Raw genomic sequence first — 19,007 nt, 5'->3', positions numbered from 1 at the left:
ACAGGAAAGGCTTATTCCGCTCTGGACGTGGTCGTGGTTCCCGTTGTGCCAGTATACGGTATCGGCTGAGCACCATCACCATAAAGGAAACAATTGGTCCAGTGACCATTCCCCAGGTCAGTGCGGCCAGGGAAGCGCTCCTTACAGACAGGCATGGCATGGGGACAACGTGGATGGAAGCGGCAGCCAGTCGGCGGGTTGATCAGGCTTGGAATCTCGCCACGTGCGGGGAGCTGACCCTTATCCTTGTTCTTCACGCGGGTAGGATCGGGCGCGGCCGAGAGCAGCAAGCGGGTATAGGGATGCTTGGGCTGCTGAGTGACCTCTTCGCTTGGCCCTCCCTCAACCATCTGGCCTGCGTACATCACCAGCGTTTCTTCGGCGAAGTAGCGGGCACTGGCGATATCATGCGTGATATAGAGTAGAGCCAGTTGCTCCTCATCCTTCAAGCGACGCAGGAGGTTAAGAATATCCAGGCGAATCGAGACATCAAGCATGGAGACAGGCTCGTCGGCCAGCAAGACCTCGGGCTGCACAGCCAGGGCGCGCGCGATGGCGATACGCTGACGCTGACCGCCGCTCAGTTGGTGCGGAAACTTCTCGATGAACTGCTCGGCAGGCGTCAGGTTGACGCGCCGCAGCAGAGACAAAATCTGCTCTGTCTCCTGGATGCGGTTGCGGGCATGACCGTAAATACGTAACGGGCGACTCAGGTGATAGCGCACGCTATGCACGGGGTTGAGCGAGGCAAAGGGGTCCTGGAAGACCAGCTGCACATGGCTGCGATAGGCATTTAAATTGGCACCTCGTCCTAGTTTCACCGCCTCATCACGGAAGCGAAGGGTGCCCGAAGTGGGTTCATAGAGGCGCGCCAGCATACGCGCAATGGTCGTCTTCCCGCTACCGCTCTCACCCACCAGGGCCGTGGCCCGGCCAGGATAGAGCGAGAAAGAGGCATCTTCAACCGCGCGAACCGCCTGAGCGGCTCCAAAAACCTTTATCTGGCGCAAAGGGAATTCCTTGCGCAGGTGCTCTGCCTCCATAATCGGCTGAACGCCAGCATCCCGAACTGGCTTCGATGTAGTGACGTTTGACACGCTCATTACGCACGGCTCCCTTCTACCAGGCTCTCATAGGCACCCGCCACCTCGGCTGCAGATGGTGCCCCCTGAGGCCGGAACTTTCTATCATAGAGATGGCAGGCTACCAGTTGCTGCTGATTCTCAAGCGATGCGGGCTGAAGCTGAGGTACAACCGCGGAGCAGGCCTCAAAGGCCAGCGGGCAGCGCTCGCGGAAGGGGCAACCCGATGGGACGAAGCGCAGATCTGGCGGTGAACCGGGGATACCGACCATCTTGCGAATGGGACCATGCAAGTTGGGGAAAGCATTGAGCAAGCCATGGCTATAGGGATGGCGGGGATGCTCGTAGATCGCCACGCTGCTCGCCTTCTCCACCATTTTACCGGCATACATGATCGCGATCTGGTCAGAGAGCTCCAGCAACAGCGACAGGTCATGCGTAATGAAGAGCAGGGCGGTATTAAACTCGCGGCAGAGATCACTGATCAGCTGCAAAATCTCGCGCTGCACCACAACGTCAAGCGCCGTCGTAGGCTCGTCCATAATGATCAGCTCGGGATTGAGGGCCAGCGCAATGGCGATGACGGCGCGCTGACGCATGCCGCCACTTAACTCATGGGGATAGCTATTCAGACGATCAGAGGCGATACCAACCAGGTTGAGCAACTCAATAGCGCGCTTTTTGCGCTGATTGGGACCCATATCGGGGCGATGAGCCTTCAACACATCCACGATCTGGTCGCCAACCGACATCACGGGGTTAAGGGCGTTCATAGCACTCTGGAAGACAATAGAGACCTCGCTCCAGCGGAAGGCACGCAGTTCGGAGGGAGAGAGTTGCAATACATCGATGGCCTCGTCACCATTACTGCCTATCTGTCTGCCTTTTTTCGGCAATTTGCTCTGTACGGCAGCAGTTGCCCCACCTTCATGTCCTCGAGGGTAGTAGAGGACCTGGCCGCCAGTGATATAGGCGGGTGGGCGCAACAGGCGCGAGATAGCATAGGCCAGCGTCGATTTACCACAGCCACTCTCGCCCGCCAGGCCCAGAATTTCGCCACGACGCAATACAAAGCTCACGTCTCGGACAGCGTGTACAGCGCCATTGGACGCGAAATAATCCACGCAGAGATTGTTCACCTCTAGCAAAAGGTCTTTTGACTGCTTCTTTACAGCCGTGTCCTGCATTATTTCACCACTTTCTTGTGCTTGATCTCTTTGGGTGCCGGCTCATTACGCAGGCGTGGATTGGCGACCTCATCAATACCGAAATTAATCAGAGCCAGACCAGCCCCCAGCGCCGCGATACAGATACCAGGCGGGATAAACCACCACCAGAGACCAAGAATCAGGGCGTTTGTCTTCTGCGCCCAGTAGAACATCCAACCCCAGCTTACGGAGTTGAGATCGCCCAGGCCCAGAAATTCTAGCGATGCTGAGTATAGAATAACATAAATTGTCGTACTTACAAAGTTCGCGGCAACAATAGAGATTTCATTGGGCAAAATCTCAAGGAAGATGATGCGCCAGGTTCTCTCACCACTTGCCTTCGCCGCAGTCACAAACTCACGGCTACGCATAGAAAGAGTTTGCGCACGCAGGACACGCGCGCCCCAGGCCCAGCTGGTGAAGGTTACAATCAGGGCTACCATCTGTGGGCCACGCGGAAAGTACGACGCCAGGACAATCGCCAGGGGTAATGCAGGAAGGACCAGAAAGATATTCGTCACTAATGAAAGGATATCATCAATGATGCCACCGAAGTAACCACCCACCAGGCCAACGACCACGGAGATGAAGGTCACAGCGAACCCCGTGAAAAAGGCCCACATAATCGAGGTACGCGTACCGTAGATGAGCTGGCTAAAGATATCCTGACCCGTCACAGTTGTGCCCAGCCAGTGCTGGGCCGAGGGAGGAGACTTCGAGAGATCAGTGAGCAGCGTGGGATCGGTATGCACGAATAATGGGCCAAAGATCGCCACCAGGATAAAGAGGCCCACGATACTACTGCCTACCGTCACCTTCTTATTCACTGTGATGGCGTGCCAGAAGCCGCGCAAGCCATTCAACACGCGCACATGGAAGGGATTCCCCAGGGGCAACGCCACCGATGTGGCAGTCGTCACGTTGGTACTGGCATGCGCGCCGACACCAACTGCGGCCGCTCCAGCTAGAGGCTCGTTCAAATCCTTTGGTGCAGGAGGCCATTGCGAAGAGGAGGTATTGGACATCGTTTACGCGCTCCTTTCCTGGCGGACACGTGGATCAAGCAGGGTATAGACCAGGTCGGCGAGGAAATTGGCAGCCAGGATAGCCAGAGCAATAATCAAAAAGATGCCCTGGATAAGTGCATAATCCTGGCCTTGCACCGCCTGCAAGAGTGTATAGCCAATACCCGGATACGAGAAAACAATCTCGGTAAGAAGCTGCCCGCCAACAATCGTACCCAGCGAGAGGGCGAAGCCAGCGACATTGGGCAGAATAGCATTGCGCGCGGCATAAGAGAACATCACACGCCTGGGCGCCAGGCCCTTGGCATTTGCCATTAAGACATAATCTTCAGAGAGCGTCGTAATCATCGAGTTGCGCATCACCAGCAGCCAGCCGGAGACGGAGGAGAGCACAATTGTCAGGGCGGGCAGAATACCGTGGTAGAGCGCGCTAAAAATGAAGTCAGGCGACCAGCCTATATCCAGCGCTGTATCAAAGCCATCCGAGAAGGGGAACCAGCCAAGCGTGTACCCAAAGATATACACAATAATCAGGGCCAGCCAGAAATAGGGGATCGAAGACAGAAATGTCGTCGCCGGAGCCAGGAATGTATCCAGGAACGAGCCACGCTTCCAGGCCATAATAATACCGAGCAAACAGCCAAGAATAAAGCTGATGATGACCGCAATGCCGCCCAGGACCAGAGTCCACTGGATGCCTTGTGCGATCACATCTTTCACGGGGGTTGGATAGTTGGTAAGCGAGGTGCCCAGGCGTCCCTGGAGCAGATCGCCCAGATACCTAAAGTATTGTACATACAGAGGATCGGTCGTATTGAGACCAAAGGCAGCCTGGAGCGCCTTCTCCGTCTCTGGCGCCAGATGCCCCTGCCGTTCGAAGCGTAGCATCATGGCCTCAGCGGGGTTACCGGGTGCCAGACGAGGGATAAAGAAATTGAGCGTGACCGAAGCCCAGAGAGCGACAAGATAAAACAGAATGCGACGTAACAGGTGACGCATAATGGTACTCCTTATAGCGTGCAAGCCAGTTCTACCAAGCCAGGGTAGAAGCTACAAATCCTGGGCTTATCTTTACCGGATCGTAATAGTAGCATAGCACGATAGAGATACAGAAAGAATGCAAACCAGTATCTGTCTATTCGGAAACCTGAGCGCGAAGCACTAGCCGCGGGAGCGGCGTTGGTTTCCACATAAGATCTATAAGGCACTGGTGGAGGCAGGGAAAATGGAGATGGCCCTTATGGGACCATCTCCACCGGATTTCGGATAGAAACTTACGATGCAGGAGTCAGATTGAGTACAACCTGGAGGTTGTCAGGCGCCGCGTAAGCGGCACCGACAGCGTAAGCATTGTCTTTGTCAGGCCAGCCAGTGAAGTTCTTGCTGCTGTACTCATACCAGGCAGCGGCGTTCACCAGAGGCACGACTGGCAGCTGCGTAGCGAAGATCTTCTCCAGAGCCTGGATGTCACTCTTCTGCTTCGCCTGATCCGTTGTGGATGCATAGTCATTCAGCAAGGAATCACTCTGCTTATCATTCCACTTTTCCCAGTTGAAGCCATTGGGGGAGAGATTCGCACTATTCAAATGGGTGTTGTAGAGGTAGAAGGGATTCGGACCACCGAAGAGGCCACCAATCAGCATCTGGTACTTGCCGTTGTTACGGGCATCGAAGTACGCGGTATCCTGAATGGCATTGATGTTGACATCGATACCGATATCTTTCAGGTTCTGCTTGATGACCTGGCACATCTGCTCCCAGTCGGTCCAACCGGAGACCACCGTCAGGTTGAAGGACATCTTCTTGCCACTCTTGTCTTTGAAGAAGCCATCGGAACCCTTGGCGTAACCGGCATCCTGAAGCAGCTTGGTGGCCTTATCGGCCTGGGCTGTCTTCTGCACGTCGGCGTAGGTGGGATCCAGGTAGTCTTTGTTGTTGGGCAGGATCAAGCCAGTGGTGCTGGCGGGCTCCACATAGCCGCTCTCAGCCTGCTTCGACAACTGCTGGCGATCCAGCGCGGCGCTGATAGCCTGGCGGACGGCGACATCATTGAAAGGCGCCTGGGTCAGGTTGAGGTAAAGCGCGAAGACGTCGGTTGGCGTCATCCAGTAGTGATTGTGAGCAGAATCCTTGGCAACAAAGGTGCTGTCCAGGTCGGGAGCGAAGAAGCTACCCCAGTCGATCTGACCCTTGGCCAGCTCGAGCTGCAAGGTGGTATTGTCCTTCACGGATGGGTAGTGCAGCTCATCAACCTTGACCTTGTCGGCCTGCCAGTAGCTGGAGCTCTTGGCGTAGACCAGCAACTGAGCTGAGAACTTCTTCAGGGTGTAGGGACCGGTACCAACCGGGTTCTCGTTCGCAAAGGTGGTAGGATCGCCAGCGCCCTCAAAGATATGCTTGGGAACGATGAAGGTCTGGCCAGCGATATACCAGAACAGGGGAGGATAGGGCTTCGTGAAGTTGATAACAACAGTCTTGCTATCAGGCGCGGTCACGCTCTGTAAATAACCACCTGTCCACAGGCCCTGCGCATCGGCAGCTTTGTACTGCTTGAGCATATTGAACGTGAAGGCTACGTCATCGGCGCTAAAGTCTTTACCATCGTTCCACTTAACGCCATCGCGAATGGTAAAGGTAAGCTGTTTGCTGTCGCTGCTCCACTTGTAATCTGTGGCCAGCCAGGGCTTGTTGGTGTTATCAATTTTGTTGATGTAGTACAGCGTTTCATAGACCATGCCCTTGACACCCTCGTTGGCATTGGGGTTATAAGGGCTAAGCGCCTTGGTGAAATCGCCACCAACATGCGCGCCAATGTTGAGTACCGCCTTTTTGCTGCTATTACCAGAGGATGTAGAGTTGCCGCCACAGGCGACCAGCAGCATAGTGAGGATGACCAGCAAGGAACAGAGCCACATGCCGGCGCCCATCTTTTTACGGAACATCACTGTCCGCAAGCTAGAAGAGACAGAAGACACGAAAGACCTCCTGACGCTGAAATGGCAAAGCATATGAAAATATCGAAAATATCGAAAGCATCTATATACTTGCCTCTTCAATACACATAAAACGTTATTGGTTGAACAGGACCTCTCCAACGAGATGCACAGACACCCATTGTCTGTCAGCGTGGGGGGATAGCGTCTAAATAATCAAGTCGTTTGCCTGGCGCGAAAGACAAGAACAGCAAGCATATACTATAGAACCTTCCACAGGGCAAACGGCGCCGAGCCTTCTTTATGAGAGAAGGTCAACCCGACAAACTCATCTCTATGCAAGCTACCACTTAGCATAAGCGTAAAACGCTGCTTCTTCTCCTTTGCTCCTTTCTCCTCAGAGGACGCTACTAGACTTGAATTCTCCCAGACCCTCAATACAAGCAATTCAACTAATGGATCTCTTTTGGGAGTGAAGACTTGAATATCTTAATAGTACTTTAACTCTTCTTTCTCCAAATGTCAAGTCATCTAGACCACTAGACCAAAAATTCCGTTAGTTCCTGTAAAATTCACCTTTACACTTCTGGGCCTGGCTCTTTGTTAGCTGTTTCTTCGCTGTAATCAATACTACGTTCGATTACCGGACAAAATCTCATCCTTTTTCCCTTGCAAAGAAGCAAAGGGATCGTTCTCCAGCAGGGGTAATGCCTAGTCATCTAGACCACTAGACCATATTGTGTGTTATAGTAAAAAGGACTGGAAAGTCGGTATGTTTATCACCACAAGGCTACTCAACGAAGGAGTTCTCAATGTCCTCGCTACTCGAACAAGAAATATACAGCCAGCCCGAGGTCATCACCCACTTACTCGAGCAAGAGACAGAGCATATTACGAACGTGGTTGCCCAGTTGCCACCATTTGATTATGTTCTGATCGCGGCCCGCGGCTCGTCTGATCATGCTGCGACATACGCCAAGTACGCCTGGCCGATCATGGCGGGCTATCCTATCGCGCTCGCGGCCCCTTCGCTCCATACGCTCTACCATAAAGCCCCTCATATGCGCAACGCCCTGGTAGTTGGTATTTCGCAATCGGGACAGTCACCCGACATTGTCGCCGTACTTGAAGAGGGGAAACGCCAGGGACGTCCCACGCTTGCCATCACAAACGACGGTAGCTCTCCCCTGGCCGCTACTGCCGATCATGTCATCGAATTGCACGCGGGCCGTGAGCGCAGTGTGGCCGCGACAAAAACCTATACCGCGCAGCTCGCGGTGATGATGCTCTTCGCCGCGGCCTGGAGCGGGAACCCTCAGCGCATGACGGAGCTACAACGCCTGCCAGAGATCATGCGCCAAACACTTGAGATGTCTGCCCCCCTGGCCCAGCGCGCTGAGCGCTATCGCTACATGGACCAGTGCGTGGTTATTGGTCGCGGCTATAACTATGCTACTGCGTTTGAGTTCGGCCTCAAGCTGAAGGAGCTGACCTATGTCATGGCCACCTCATACTCCTCGGCTGACTTCCGCCATGGCCCAATCGCCACCGTGGATACTGGCCTGCCCGTCTTCCTGGTGGCCCCCAGAGACGCCACATATGACGATATGCTTGATCTCGCCAGAGATTTAAAGCAACGCGGAGCCGAACTCCTGGTGATCTCAGAGGAGCAGGAAATTCTCTCCCAGGCGACAACACCACTGGCGCTTCCACCAGCGGTGCCTGAGTGGCTCAGCCCCATCACCGCCATCCTGCCTGGACAGGTCCTGGCGCTTCATCTTACGCTGGCAAAGGGGCTGGATCCCGATGTTCCGCGCGGCTTACAGAAAGTGACGCGCACGCTGTAGTGGCCTCTAAGATTGTAGGGTCCATGCTGGCATGGACTCTCCTACAGGGGAAACATCGCTTCGCTCGGAGTCCATGCCAGCATGGACCCTACAGGCTCGCAACGAAACGGAGAGGGAGGCGCTTCGTTTAAAGCGCCTCTTCTTGCTGCTTCAAGAGGGATAAACGCTCATCCCAGGCTGGCTGAGCATAGATGACGCGCCCCTGGCACACCGTGGCTTGCAGTTCCAGCGCCTGGTTGAGGATGACAAAGTCGGCATCGTAGCCTGGTCGCAGAAGCCCCTTATGGTCCGCGACCTTGATCGAGCGTGCGGCGTTATAGGACAGCATGCCAGACGCCTCTTGCAGGTTTACCGGCGTCATCTCCAGAATATTTCTCAACCCCTGGTCAAGTGTCAGGATACTCCCCGCCAGTGTGCCATCCTCAAGGCGTGCCGCGCCACAAATCGCACGCGCGACCTGGCCCGCGAACTCAAAGGTGCTATCTGGAGCGCCCGCCCCCGGCTGGGCATCCGTAATCACGATGGTGCGCTGGGGACCCAGCAACTTCACCAGCACATACATCATTGAGGGATGCACATGTACACCATCGGCGATCAGCTCGCCCATGACATGCTCAAGAGGGGCGATAGCGGCCAGTGGACCGGGGTTGCGGTGGTGCAGGGGTTGCATGGCATTAAAACAGTGCGTCACATGCGAGACGCCATATTTAACCGCCTCAAGCGTCTGCTCATAGCTGGCCTCGGTATGGCCCATGCTAATGGTCACTCCCTCAGCCAGCAGGCGCGCCATCATCTCGTTGGCCCCCGCCAGTTCCGGGGCAAGCGTAACCAGCTTTAAATAGCCTTCAGTCAGCTCAAGAATCCGCTCAGTCTCTGCCAGGCTAGGCATGCGCAACCAGATTGGAGGATGGGCGCCTCGCTTCTTCTCATTGATATATGGTCCCTCAAGAAATATCCCCAGGGGTTGAGCACCCTCGGACCTGTGTTGCCAGTCCTTAATCGCCGACACCGCGGTTTGCAGCTGCGCCTCTGGCATACAGTTTGGCGTGCCGACCACGGCAACCAGGTACGATGTTACCCCGGTGGAGGCGACCCAGCGATTATAGGCCAGGATCTCCTCTAGCTTAGTGGTATGGAGATTATGACCACCGCCGCCATGGGTATGAACATCAATAAAGCCGGGCAAAATAATCGCGTCCGTGGCATCAATCACCACTTCAGGCTGGCTATCAGCCTGGTTCGCCGTTTGAATTGTCCCCTGGGCAATAGTCATATTGCCCTCAGCTACATCCATTGTAGCATCGACTAAGCGAGCACCACGAAGTGTAAAACGCATTGACCTCTCCTTCAAGGCGAAACCTAAAAAATACGATAACGACGTAACATCTTTTGTGCGGCTTCCCCTGCTATTGATACGTAACATACAGCACGGTTAAATTGTACAATCTTCTTTCTGGACATGTACGTACCCTGTATATCCAGATCTGCTTTATTGCTAGCTTCACCATCCTTCCCAATCTCTCCCTTGACGCCATCCTGCATTTATGAGATTATGACAGTGCAAGCTGGTATATACAACATACCAATTATACCATCTCTCTTTTCATAGCAGAAGAATAGCAAGCAAACTGGCACAAATACGTCATAGAGAAGGTCTCACTTCGGGGCAGAAAAGGCTAGCCACTGCCCTATAGAACGCTGTACCATTTAGCAATGTCGCTAGCATCGTGCTTGTACGCTGGAGAGCATCCACGGAAAGAGGTATGGAACCTATTTTATGCAAAGCCGAAAAAGCCCCCTACCACGTTACTATCAACTCAAGGAGATCATGCGCGAGAAGGTAACTTCTGGCGATTGGAAGCCAGGTGATCTCATTCCTTCTGAGCGCGAGCTTGGCGAACAATATGGCATTAGTCGTATGACCGCGCGCCAGGCGCTCACCGAACTGGTGAACGAGGGTATCTTTTATCGCGAGCAGGGCAAAGGCACCTTTGTCAGTCGCAACAAGATTACACAGCAGTTAATTCGCCTGACTGGCTTTACCGAGGATATCAGTGCGCGGGGTCAGGCCCCGGCAACACGCGTCCTCAGCATGCATATGATTCCCGCCACAGAAGACCTTGCCGAACGCCTGCGCCTGCACGTTGGTCAACCTATCTTCCGCCTGCAACGCCTGCGGCTCGCCGACAACGAACCGCTCGCAATTGAGCGCTCCCACCTCTCATTTATTGGCTGTGAAAGGCTGCTGGATGAGGACCTGGAGACACAATCGCTCTACCGTATTCTGGAAAGCAGGTATGGCATTCAACTCATCCAGGCAGAACAGGAACTTGAGGCGGGCCTCACCAATGAAGAAGATGCAAAGCTGCTGAATCTTCCCATAGGAAGCCCCGCCCTCTATACGCGTCGCACCACCTATACCAATCGTGATCTACCCATTGAGTATGCACGCTCGGTCTACTGTGGGCATAAATACACATTCTACACTCATATGCTACGGAATCAGTTAGTTCCATAAGTGTGCACGGGGTATATGTCTCGCAAGGAGCAAGTATGACAGAAGAACAGACCCTTTCAGCTCCCCTCGGCTTTCTGGGCATCGATGGTGGTGGAAGCAAAACGCTAGCCATCCTGATTGATGAACAGGGTCGCGAACTTGGGCGTGGGCAGGCTGGCAGCGCGAACTATGCCAATGTCGGGCTTGAGCAAGCCAAAGCAAGCATCTACCAGGCTGCGGCAGCGGCTCGTGCCCAGGCGCCAGGTCCAGTTGAGGTACGTAACGCCTGGATTGGGCTCGCGGGCATCGATACCCCCCAGGCACGCCACGACTTCACACCTCACCTGCGCGCACTGGCTCCCCACGTGCTCCTGACCAACGATGCTGAGTTGGGGCTAAGTGCCCTGCCTCAGGCCATTGGCATCGTCCTCATCGCTGGTACAGGCTCCATCGCGCTTGGACGTGACCTGCATGGCAATATACAACGTAGTGGGGGCTGGGGACACATCCTTGGAGATGAAGGGAGCGGTTACGCGCTGGGGCAGCAAGCCCTACAGGCCGTTGTACGCGCCGCAGACGGGCGTGGACCCGCCACCACCTTAATGCACCGCGTCCTGGAGCACTGGCAGCTCACTAATCCCTACGATCTGATTTCCCACATTTACCCTCTGGGTGATAAAGCCATAATTGCGCAACTCTCTACCTGTGTCCTGCAAGCTGCACGCGAAGGAGATGCTGTGGCCAACGAGATCGTTCACCACGCCGCTGAAGAACTCGCGCTGGCAGTTGGTGCTGTCTATAGGAAAATGAATTTCGCGGGACAGCCGCTGGCCCTGGCACTGTGTGGTGGCTTACTTATACACGAAGGGGCATTTCGGCAGCAGGTCATAGAGCAGCTCGACCGATGCCTCACGCTTGGTGAGATCGCGCTTGTGGATGAGCCTGCACGCAGCGCGGCTCAGGGGGCAAGTAATCTTACGAGCATCACTCATTGGCAACAGTCCTAAATGTTGTGTAGCATGGCCGACGCTGCTCAAGCACGCGTCTACATATCGTACCATGATATGTAGACGCGTGCTTGAGCAGCGTCGGCGAGCTCTATACTGGGCGGATACGGTCGGCGTAGTACTGGACCAGGCGGTTATTGCGTTCCATTCCTCCTGGTACATTTGCGGAGAGATAGACTGGGGCCTCCAGTCCTTGTTCAAGCAAGAGGGCAATAATACCCGCGGTCAACATCTGGGCGATAAGCGCACCCGTGACGGAAGAAATAGCGCAGGCGGTACTGCCATCGGGTAAGGCCAGCAAGGCATCGCCGAATGGCGCCTGGTTATCGATGACGAGGTCGGCAAGCTCATAGAGCTTCTTGCCAGAGGGATGACGAGCTGGGGACTGGTGCGTATGGGCCAGCGAGGTGACTGCCAGCAAGGTGTGGCCTCGCTGCTTCACCTGTTGCGCCACTTCAACAATAGCGGCATTCCCACCAGAATTTGAACAAATAAGAAATAGATCCTCAGGCTCAATGTGGTAACATCCAAGCAGCTCTTTGCCAGCCTGGAGATCGCGCTCAATATCAGGATGCATCACCACCGCAGGGGACCACCCCGCGCGCAAGGCCAGGTCCTCCAGGTCCAGCCGATTCACAGGGACCAGCCCCCCAGCCCGGCCAGCCAGTTCCATAGCAAAGGCGCGTGAATGACCCGTGCCATAGGTATGTATCACGCCACCACGCGCCAGGCAGGCGGCACACAGGCGCGCCGCCTCCCGCAAACCCTCCATCTGCGTTTGCTGTAAGCGTGTAACAGTCCTCATCGCCTCCTGCCAGTAACGCTCCATGCTCACGCCAGTCAAAGCATCATTGACTTCTCTCTGTTGACTCATACATTGTCCTTCCTTCCGTGTAGTAAGGGAACCTACAGCATACTGCTCTCAGTATACGTCATCCTTCCCAGCTTAGCGCATCCTTTCGCGCTGCTAGCACGTGCTAAGAGTAGCTTAATAGATTGCACTTGCCTTAGAAGGAATACTTTCAACATTTAGACATCAATGTATCTTTTCAGAAATTCTCGTTTATAAACATTTCCCTTAGGCATAGAGAGAACTTATGAAATGATATTAATAAAGGAGTGACTCTCATGACACAAATGAAAGGGCATATCAACCAGGCAAGCCAGGATATGGGTGACGCCGCCAAAGACGTGGCCTACAGCAAAGGCATGACTATCTTCGCCCGTATTGGCTACGCCGTGCGCGGTATTGTGTATGTCTTGATTGGCCTACTTGCCATTGAGCTGTCGGTTGGACATGGTGGCAAAACAACTGATCAGACAGGAGCCCTTCAAACCATCAACCAGCAGCCATTTGGCGGATTCTTGCTGGCGGTGGTCGCCATCGGCCTCTTTGGTTATGCCATCTGGTCTCTCTTTCAGGCCATTCTAGACACAGAGCACAAAGGGAAAAAGACCATGGGCATCATTGGCCGCATTGGCTACGCCATTACCGGCATCTCGTATGGCCTGCTTGCCTACGGCGGTATTCAGACGGTAATGAACGGATCCAGCCACCAGTCCAGCTCTACCAAGAACACTCAGGACTGGACAGCGCGCCTACTGCATACAAGCTTTGGCGTACCTCTGCTCGTGCTTGTTGGTATCATTGTGATAGGTCTGGGAGGATACCTCTGTTTCAGGGCCTATAAAGCGGATTTCGTCAAACATCTCTCGCTCTACGAAATTCAGCCAAATATCCGCAAAATGGCGGTGTTCGCGGGACGCTTTGGCTATACCGCGCTGGGTATTGTCTTTGTGATTATCGGCATCTTCTTATTCATCGCTGCGGTCCAGCATAACGCCTACGAGGCCAAAGGTCTGGACGGGGCCTTACAGGTACTCTCTCAACAGCCATTTGGCGCCTTTATGCTGGGTGTCGTCGCGCTGGGCATGCTCTCCTATGGCGTCTATTCCTTTGTTGAAGCACGCTATCGCCGCATTGGCGTAAGGTAAGCCACCAAATCAACGCTGCAAAAGCACACGTCTACATATAACTATCATATGTAGACGTGTGCTTTTGCAGCAACGTACCTAGTATGCCCTCCAGGTTAGAGATCTGGATGCACCAGTGCGCCCACAGCCCCTTCATAGCTCGCCAAAAGCTGGGACAAATCCTGCAATAAGCGTCCCACCCGGTTCATTTGTGCAATGATTTCACTCCGCTTCTGCAAATCATTGCGCAAATTTTCTTCGAGAAATTTTAAAAAGACCATCGCATCCTTAACATGCAAATAGAGCACACCTTTTTTAGCATTCATTTGCAGGTGCTTCTCATACACCTGGGCCAGTTGTGCCAATTGCGGGCTGGCGGGTAATCTGGGCATGGCTTCAATATTCTCCATGGTATCCTGTCGTGGAAGCGAGGAGAGTTCTTCGGTGTGGGACTGAGGCTCGTGCATCTCCAGGGTTTCAGATAAGGCGCGCACAAACTCCAGAAACATATAATATAGGTCGGCAATAAAGCCACGGACGCGATGAAGCGCATCCTCGACGGAGTGCTGCTGGTTCTGAGGCAGTTGCTCCTCTGCTTCTGGGTCAGTGGCAGCCTGGATTTCATCCAGCGTTGCCATAACCTCATTGAAGCGCACCACGAATGCATCGAGAGTATTGCCATTGCCCATATGCAAATATGTGCTATATACGCGATAGAGCGCCTCCAGGTGAGGTTGCGCTCTGGCAGCCGTAAACGCTCCCTGGTGCTGCTGGGCAGGGATCTCCAAAGAAGGTGCTGTCATTTGAGGCGAGACAGGCATTGTGCTTGTATCCTGCTCCTTTGGTGCGTGGGTTGCGGCCAGTGGACCCCGTAAAAACTGGAGCGTCTTCTCAATATCCGAAGCCAGTTCCACACGCTGCTCTTCTCGCAAGACAGCGTTGTATTTCACCATACTGAGGCACGCCAGGACTGTCGCGATTGCGTGCTCCAATTGTGACATTGGGGGCTGCGGTAAATTATCCCGCATCATGCAATGCTGCCCTCCCTTTTTTAACCCAGAACATTTAAGACAATAGTAATAACTTGTGGACTGCCTTTGATACTGGCGCCATTGCTATCATAGGCTGTCAACATCACATGTCCCCGGTAGGTGCCTAAGATTTTTCCCGCAGAATTCACTTCTATACTTAGCTTGTTTCCGCCACTCGTATTACTTCCCGTCGTAGAAGAGAGCGAAATCCAGGATGCATCAGTACTCGCGTTCCAGGTCCCACCACAAGCACCTGTACTGGCGAGAGCAATCTCCTGTGCCTGCGGAGTCGTATCCAACAAGGTGGCCTGGAATGTCAGTGTGCTCGGCGAGACACTAAACGTGCAGGGTTGCGCTGTTTGCTGGGCAACGATGAGATTGATCGCGACCGTTTGTGGGCCACTCATCACGGCCTGGCCAGTGCTATCCGTCGCCGTGACCTGGACCTGGGTAGTATAGCTACCAGCGGCAAGACCCGCAGCGGTAACACGGACAGGAATATCGACAGAGCCACCTGCATCTAATGCGCCCTGAAGTGTCTGTATTAGCAGCCAGGATGCGCCACCAGTGATTTGCCAGGAGAGACCCGCTTGCCCAGTATTAGCCATGCTAATACTCTGTTGCGTACTACTGGCCTGACCTGGTGAAAGCGTAAACGAGAGATGGGTTGGCGTGACTGCCAAGCTGGATGTTGTCTGTGACCCCATGGGCAGAACTGTCGCTTGCACACTGATCATCTGACTTGATTGCGCGGTCTTCAGCACAAAGGAGCCTGTATACAGGCCGGGTGCCAGCTTCGTGGCATCCACGGTCAATGCTATATCTGTCGAGCTCTGCACATCTAGAGTTCCCTGCGCCGGGCCGATCGTCAGCCAGTCGCTCTGCGAGCTGGCCTGCCAGGACAATTTCTCATGACAGCCAGTGGGGACATGTAGGCTCAACTGGTGCGGAAGAGTCATCTGTTGTCCAGCGCTCACACGCGCCATGATACTTGTCACGCTGGGCCACACTTCACAGGGTGGGCGCACCACCAGGGAGAGCGCGATAGATTGCGGGCTGTTCAACGCCTTCTGGTCCGCCTGGAAGGAGATAATGCCGCTATAGACATCGGTAAAGAGCGACTGACTATGCATAGACAGGTGAACAATTTCGGTTTTACCGGGTGCGATATTCCCCATCCTTGGGTCTACATGCAACCACTCTATACGCTGCTGAAAACCAGACTCCTCAGAGAGCGAGGTCAGTTGCACCTGGCTAGCAAGCGACCAGTGAAGTGGTTTATTGCCTGTATTGGTAATCTTCAAGGTGTCTTCCACTGCATCAGGCGCGCCATCAAAGGTGCTGGCTGCAATCGCTGGCGGAGATACTGTCAATACAGGACCCGGGTCGCCAGGCAGGGACTTTACCGTCATCTTCACCGTTACCTTTTGCGTGCCACCTGTACTGGCCATAATCAGCAGCGATCCCTTATATTCGCCAGGCTGTAGACCTGCACGAGAGACGGCCAGGAAGATAGTCTGGCCATCACTAAAGGTTCCAAAGGTCGGTGTAGTAAACAGCCAGGCTGGCTTGACATTGCCAATCGTCCACGAGATGGTTCCTCCACCTGTATTACGTAGACGCAGGGATTGAATAGAGTTTGAGCCTCGTAAGCTCGCTCCCATATCAAGCGTGGTCTGGCTCAATTGCAAACTGGGCGGCTGAACCGCGCCAACCACATGCAATGTAGCATAGGCAACATTGCGCGTGGTGACATCCTCAGCCTGTAAAGTATGCTCTCCCGCTTCCCAGTTTGCATCAATCTGCAAGCGCACCCTCGCCTTCCCAGCTTCATCGAGTTGCACATAGTTATCGGATTGATTGTGAGGGAGCGCTGGTGTCTGAAGCAGGCGCACCGCGACCTGTACATCACGCGTGATACGCACATGGGCGCGAGGCGTAAAGCTGCTCAGGCGCAACTCGATTACCTCTCCATGCGCGACCACGCTCTTCTCCAGAGCCAATGCAGGCTGGGCACTTCCTCCCTGGCCCAGCCGAAAATAGAAAAAGGCCAGTGCCCCATCAGCAAGTGCCAGCAGCAGCAAGACGACTGCAATGATTTTCCAATGTCTGCGCAACCATGTGCGCCGATATGCGGGACGAGGCGTTGTCGGAACCAGGCTAGAAGGGAACATATGCTCCGCGGAGATCGGCGACAGCTCTGGCAACACAGGTGTCACTGGTAGCCTCGGCAGTGCAGATACTGGCGGCTTCGCGGGCGAAAGAACATGCCCTTGTGTACCAGCCGAGAAGAATGTAGATGAACGCTCCTGCCCTGGAGAACTCTCCAGGAGAGCGGTCTGGCATTTTTGACAGAACGCGACATCATTCGCACATGGATTGTTACATCGGAGACATTGATGCATCAAAACACTCCTGAAAAGGCACTATAACCACCAACCCCAATCAAGGTCTCACCTGGAAGCGCTCCGTTTTCTTGAGAGCGCGAGCAGCTTATTTTTTAATATGCAAGATAATTGCTCTTCCCTATTCTACATTGGTTAAGTGTAATTCTCGAATTTTTACCCCATTGGTCATGTTCTTGCATATGCAGTTCTACAAGATCCCTATACGCAAATATACAACATTACCTGTTACACAATGTATACTTAGAACAGTCTATTTTGTCTGTATCGCCAGCGAAGGAGCTATATATGACAGAGAAGGTCTATCGCACAGAGTTGACACCTGTCAGTTTCCTGGAGCGTAGCGCGCTCATTTTCCCTGAAAAAGTAGCCGTTATTCATGGTCAGCGTCACTACTCCTACCTGCAATTTGCGCAGCGTGTTCACCGCCTGGCCGCGCAATTACGGGCGCATGGCCTCCATAAGCACGACCGCGTTGCCTTCTTATGTCCAAATATTCCACCCCTACTGGAAGCACATTATGCCGTACCAGCCGCAGGCGGTATTCTTGTCGCGATCAATACGCGCCTGAGTTCCAATGAGATCAATTTTATCCTGCAACATTCTGGCGCCAGCTTTCTCTTTGTGGATGATGAGCTCTATCATCTCGTGAAGCAGCTCAACCTCGACGCGCTCCAGGTGATACGTATCGCCGACGATGGCACTGACGACGATCCATACGAGCAATTTCTGGCCCAGGGCGATCCATACCCCCTGCATAGCTGGCTGGTTGATGAAGAGGAGACTATCTCCATCAACTATACCTCCGGGACAACCGGCAATCCCAAAGGGGTGATGTACACCTACCGGGGCGCCTATCTCAACGCGCTTGGCGAAGTCATCGAAACAGGCTTGAATAGTGAGAGCGTCTACCTCTGGACACTGCCTATGTTTCACTGCAATGGCTGGTGCTTTACCTGGGCGGTGACGGCTGTGGGGGCCACCCATGTCTGCCTACGCAAGGTAGAGCCAGAACAGGTGTGGGACCTCTTGGAGAGCCAGGGCATCACTCACTATAATGGCGCGCCTACCGTCCAGATCTTTCTGGCCAACCATCCCAAAGCCCATCCGCTCTCGCGCCCTGTAACGGCGACTATCGCGGGCGCACCTCCCTCGCCTACCTTACTGGGGCAGCTCAAAAGCCTGAATATTCGCCCACTTCATGTCTATGGCCTGACCGAAACCTATGGCCCCTACACCGTCTGTGAATGGCACGAAGAATGGAATACGCGCTCAGAAGAGGAACAGGCAGCCCTCCTGGCGCGACAGGGACAGGGCTATGTGACCGCGGAGCAAGCGCGTATCGTCAATCCAGATCTGGAGGACCTGCCCAAAGATGGGAGTACCATGGGTGAGGTCGTCATGCGTGGCAATAACGTTGCCAAGGGCTACTATGGCAACGAACTGGCCACAGAGAAGGCCTTTGCTGGTGGTTGGTTCCACTCGGGAGATATCGGAGTCTGGCATGAAGATAACTATATTGAATTGCGTGATCGCGCCAAGGATGTGATTATCTCAGGCGGCGAGAATATCTCCACCATCGAGGTCGAGCAACTCATCGCCCGTCATCCAGCGGTACTTGAATGTGCAGTGGTTGCGATCCCCGACGCCACCTGGGGCGAGCGTCCCAAGGCCTTTGTAACGCTTAAACCTGAAAGAGAGGCCACAGAGGAGGAGATCATTGCCTTTTGCCGGGAACGCCTGGCTCATTTCAAATGCCCTACAGCCGTAGAATTTGGCCTCCTCCCCAAAACCTCAACTGGCAAGGTGCAGAAATATGTGCTACGCGAGAAAGAATGGCAGGGGCATGAGAAGCGCATCAATTGATTAGCATATCCATGTTTTTTTGGCTTGCCCCCTCGCGCCTGCGGCGCTCACGTTGGGGAGTAGTGTGAAGAGTGCTGGTAGCCTGCGGCTACCAGCACTCTTCACACTACTCCCCAAAAATGATTTGCTCCA

At 54.1% G+C, this 19,007-nt stretch carries 14 protein-coding genes; 5 read left to right on the top strand and 9 right to left on the bottom strand.

Annotation, left to right across the window (positions count from 1 at the left end; genetic code table 11):
* Positions 1-11: 11 nt before the first annotated feature.
* The 5 genes from KTE_RS17870 to KTE_RS17850 form a co-directional block, all read right to left on the bottom strand.
* Positions 12-1,103, bottom strand: a complete 1,092-nt coding sequence (locus tag KTE_RS17870) for an ABC transporter ATP-binding protein (RefSeq protein WP_201383154.1) — start codon at positions 1,101-1,103, stop codon at positions 12-14.
* Positions 1,103-2,269, bottom strand: a complete 1,167-nt coding sequence (locus KTE_RS48880) for an ABC transporter ATP-binding protein (RefSeq protein WP_201383152.1) — start codon at positions 2,267-2,269, stop codon at positions 1,103-1,105. The genes KTE_RS17870 and KTE_RS48880 overlap by 1 nt, the downstream gene beginning before the upstream one ends.
* Complete coding sequence (locus KTE_RS17860) at positions 2,269-3,315, bottom strand: ABC transporter permease (RefSeq protein ID WP_201383150.1); 1,047 nt, start codon at positions 3,313-3,315, stop codon at positions 2,269-2,271. Before KTE_RS17860 ends, KTE_RS48880 begins: the two co-directional genes overlap by 1 nt.
* Positions 3,316-3,318: 3 nt before the next feature.
* Positions 3,319-4,314: an ABC transporter permease gene (locus tag KTE_RS17855; RefSeq protein ID WP_201369421.1), complete on the bottom strand. Its 996-nt coding sequence runs from the start codon at positions 4,312-4,314 to the stop codon at positions 3,319-3,321.
* 275 nt (positions 4,315-4,589) lie between these two features.
* Positions 4,590-6,290, bottom strand: coding sequence for an ABC transporter substrate-binding protein (locus KTE_RS17850; protein WP_236600478.1), 1,701 nt, complete (start codon positions 6,288-6,290; stop codon positions 4,590-4,592).
* 770 nt (positions 6,291-7,060) lie between these two features.
* Between KTE_RS17850 and KTE_RS17845 the strand changes: the two genes are divergently transcribed.
* A complete protein-coding gene (locus KTE_RS17845; RefSeq protein WP_201383148.1) occupies positions 7,061-8,095 on the top strand; it encodes an SIS domain-containing protein in 1,035 nt (344 codons plus the stop codon).
* 127 nt (positions 8,096-8,222) lie between these two features.
* Here the strand turns inward: KTE_RS17845 and nagA are convergent, their stop codons facing one another.
* Positions 8,223-9,431, bottom strand: coding sequence for an N-acetylglucosamine-6-phosphate deacetylase (nagA, locus tag KTE_RS17840; protein ID WP_201383146.1), 1,209 nt, complete (start codon positions 9,429-9,431; stop codon positions 8,223-8,225).
* A gap of 441 nt (positions 9,432-9,872) precedes the next feature.
* Between nagA and KTE_RS17835 the strand changes: the two genes are divergently transcribed.
* Together KTE_RS17835 and KTE_RS17830 are read left to right on the top strand one after the other, a co-directional pair.
* Positions 9,873-10,613 carry a GntR family transcriptional regulator gene (locus KTE_RS17835; protein WP_201369424.1) on the top strand — a complete coding sequence of 247 codons (741 nt, stop codon included), beginning with the start codon at positions 9,873-9,875 and terminating at the stop codon, positions 10,611-10,613.
* Between the two features lie 35 nt (positions 10,614-10,648).
* Positions 10,649-11,599 (top strand): BadF/BadG/BcrA/BcrD ATPase family protein, encoded by a 951-nt coding sequence (locus tag KTE_RS17830; RefSeq protein WP_201383144.1) that lies wholly within the window; start codon positions 10,649-10,651, stop codon positions 11,597-11,599.
* Between the two features lie 91 nt (positions 11,600-11,690).
* On the opposite strand, the gene KTE_RS17825 is transcribed toward KTE_RS17830, so the two are convergent.
* Positions 11,691-12,473, bottom strand: a complete 783-nt coding sequence (locus KTE_RS17825; protein WP_201383142.1) for a sugar isomerase domain-containing protein — start codon at positions 12,471-12,473, stop codon at positions 11,691-11,693.
* A gap of 254 nt (positions 12,474-12,727) precedes the next feature.
* On the opposite strand from KTE_RS17825, the gene KTE_RS17820 reads away from it, so the two are divergent.
* Positions 12,728-13,594, top strand: a complete 867-nt coding sequence (locus KTE_RS17820; RefSeq protein WP_201383140.1) for a DUF1206 domain-containing protein — start codon at positions 12,728-12,730, stop codon at positions 13,592-13,594.
* Positions 13,595-13,689: 95 nt separating this feature from the next.
* Here KTE_RS17820 and KTE_RS17815 read toward each other — a convergent pair whose 3' ends face one another.
* Complete coding sequence (locus KTE_RS17815) at positions 13,690-14,604, bottom strand: hypothetical protein (RefSeq protein WP_201383138.1); 915 nt, start codon at positions 14,602-14,604, stop codon at positions 13,690-13,692.
* 20 nt (positions 14,605-14,624) lie between these two features.
* Complete coding sequence (locus KTE_RS17810) at positions 14,625-17,009, bottom strand: BACON domain-containing protein (protein ID WP_201383135.1); 2,385 nt, start codon at positions 17,007-17,009, stop codon at positions 14,625-14,627.
* A 288-nt stretch (positions 17,010-17,297) separates the two neighbouring features.
* On the opposite strand from KTE_RS17810, the gene KTE_RS17805 reads away from it, so the two are divergent.
* Complete coding sequence (locus tag KTE_RS17805) at positions 17,298-18,875, top strand: acyl--CoA ligase family protein (protein WP_201383133.1); 1,578 nt, start codon at positions 17,298-17,300, stop codon at positions 18,873-18,875.
* Positions 18,876-19,007 lie beyond the last annotated feature (132 nt).

Source organism: Ktedonobacter sp. SOSP1-85 (assembly GCF_016587415.1).
GTDB lineage: Bacteria > Chloroflexota > Ktedonobacteria > Ktedonobacterales > Ktedonobacteraceae > Ktedonobacter.
The sequence above is the reverse complement of the archived record's forward strand: the minus strand, read 5'-3'. Positions and strand labels throughout refer to the sequence as shown.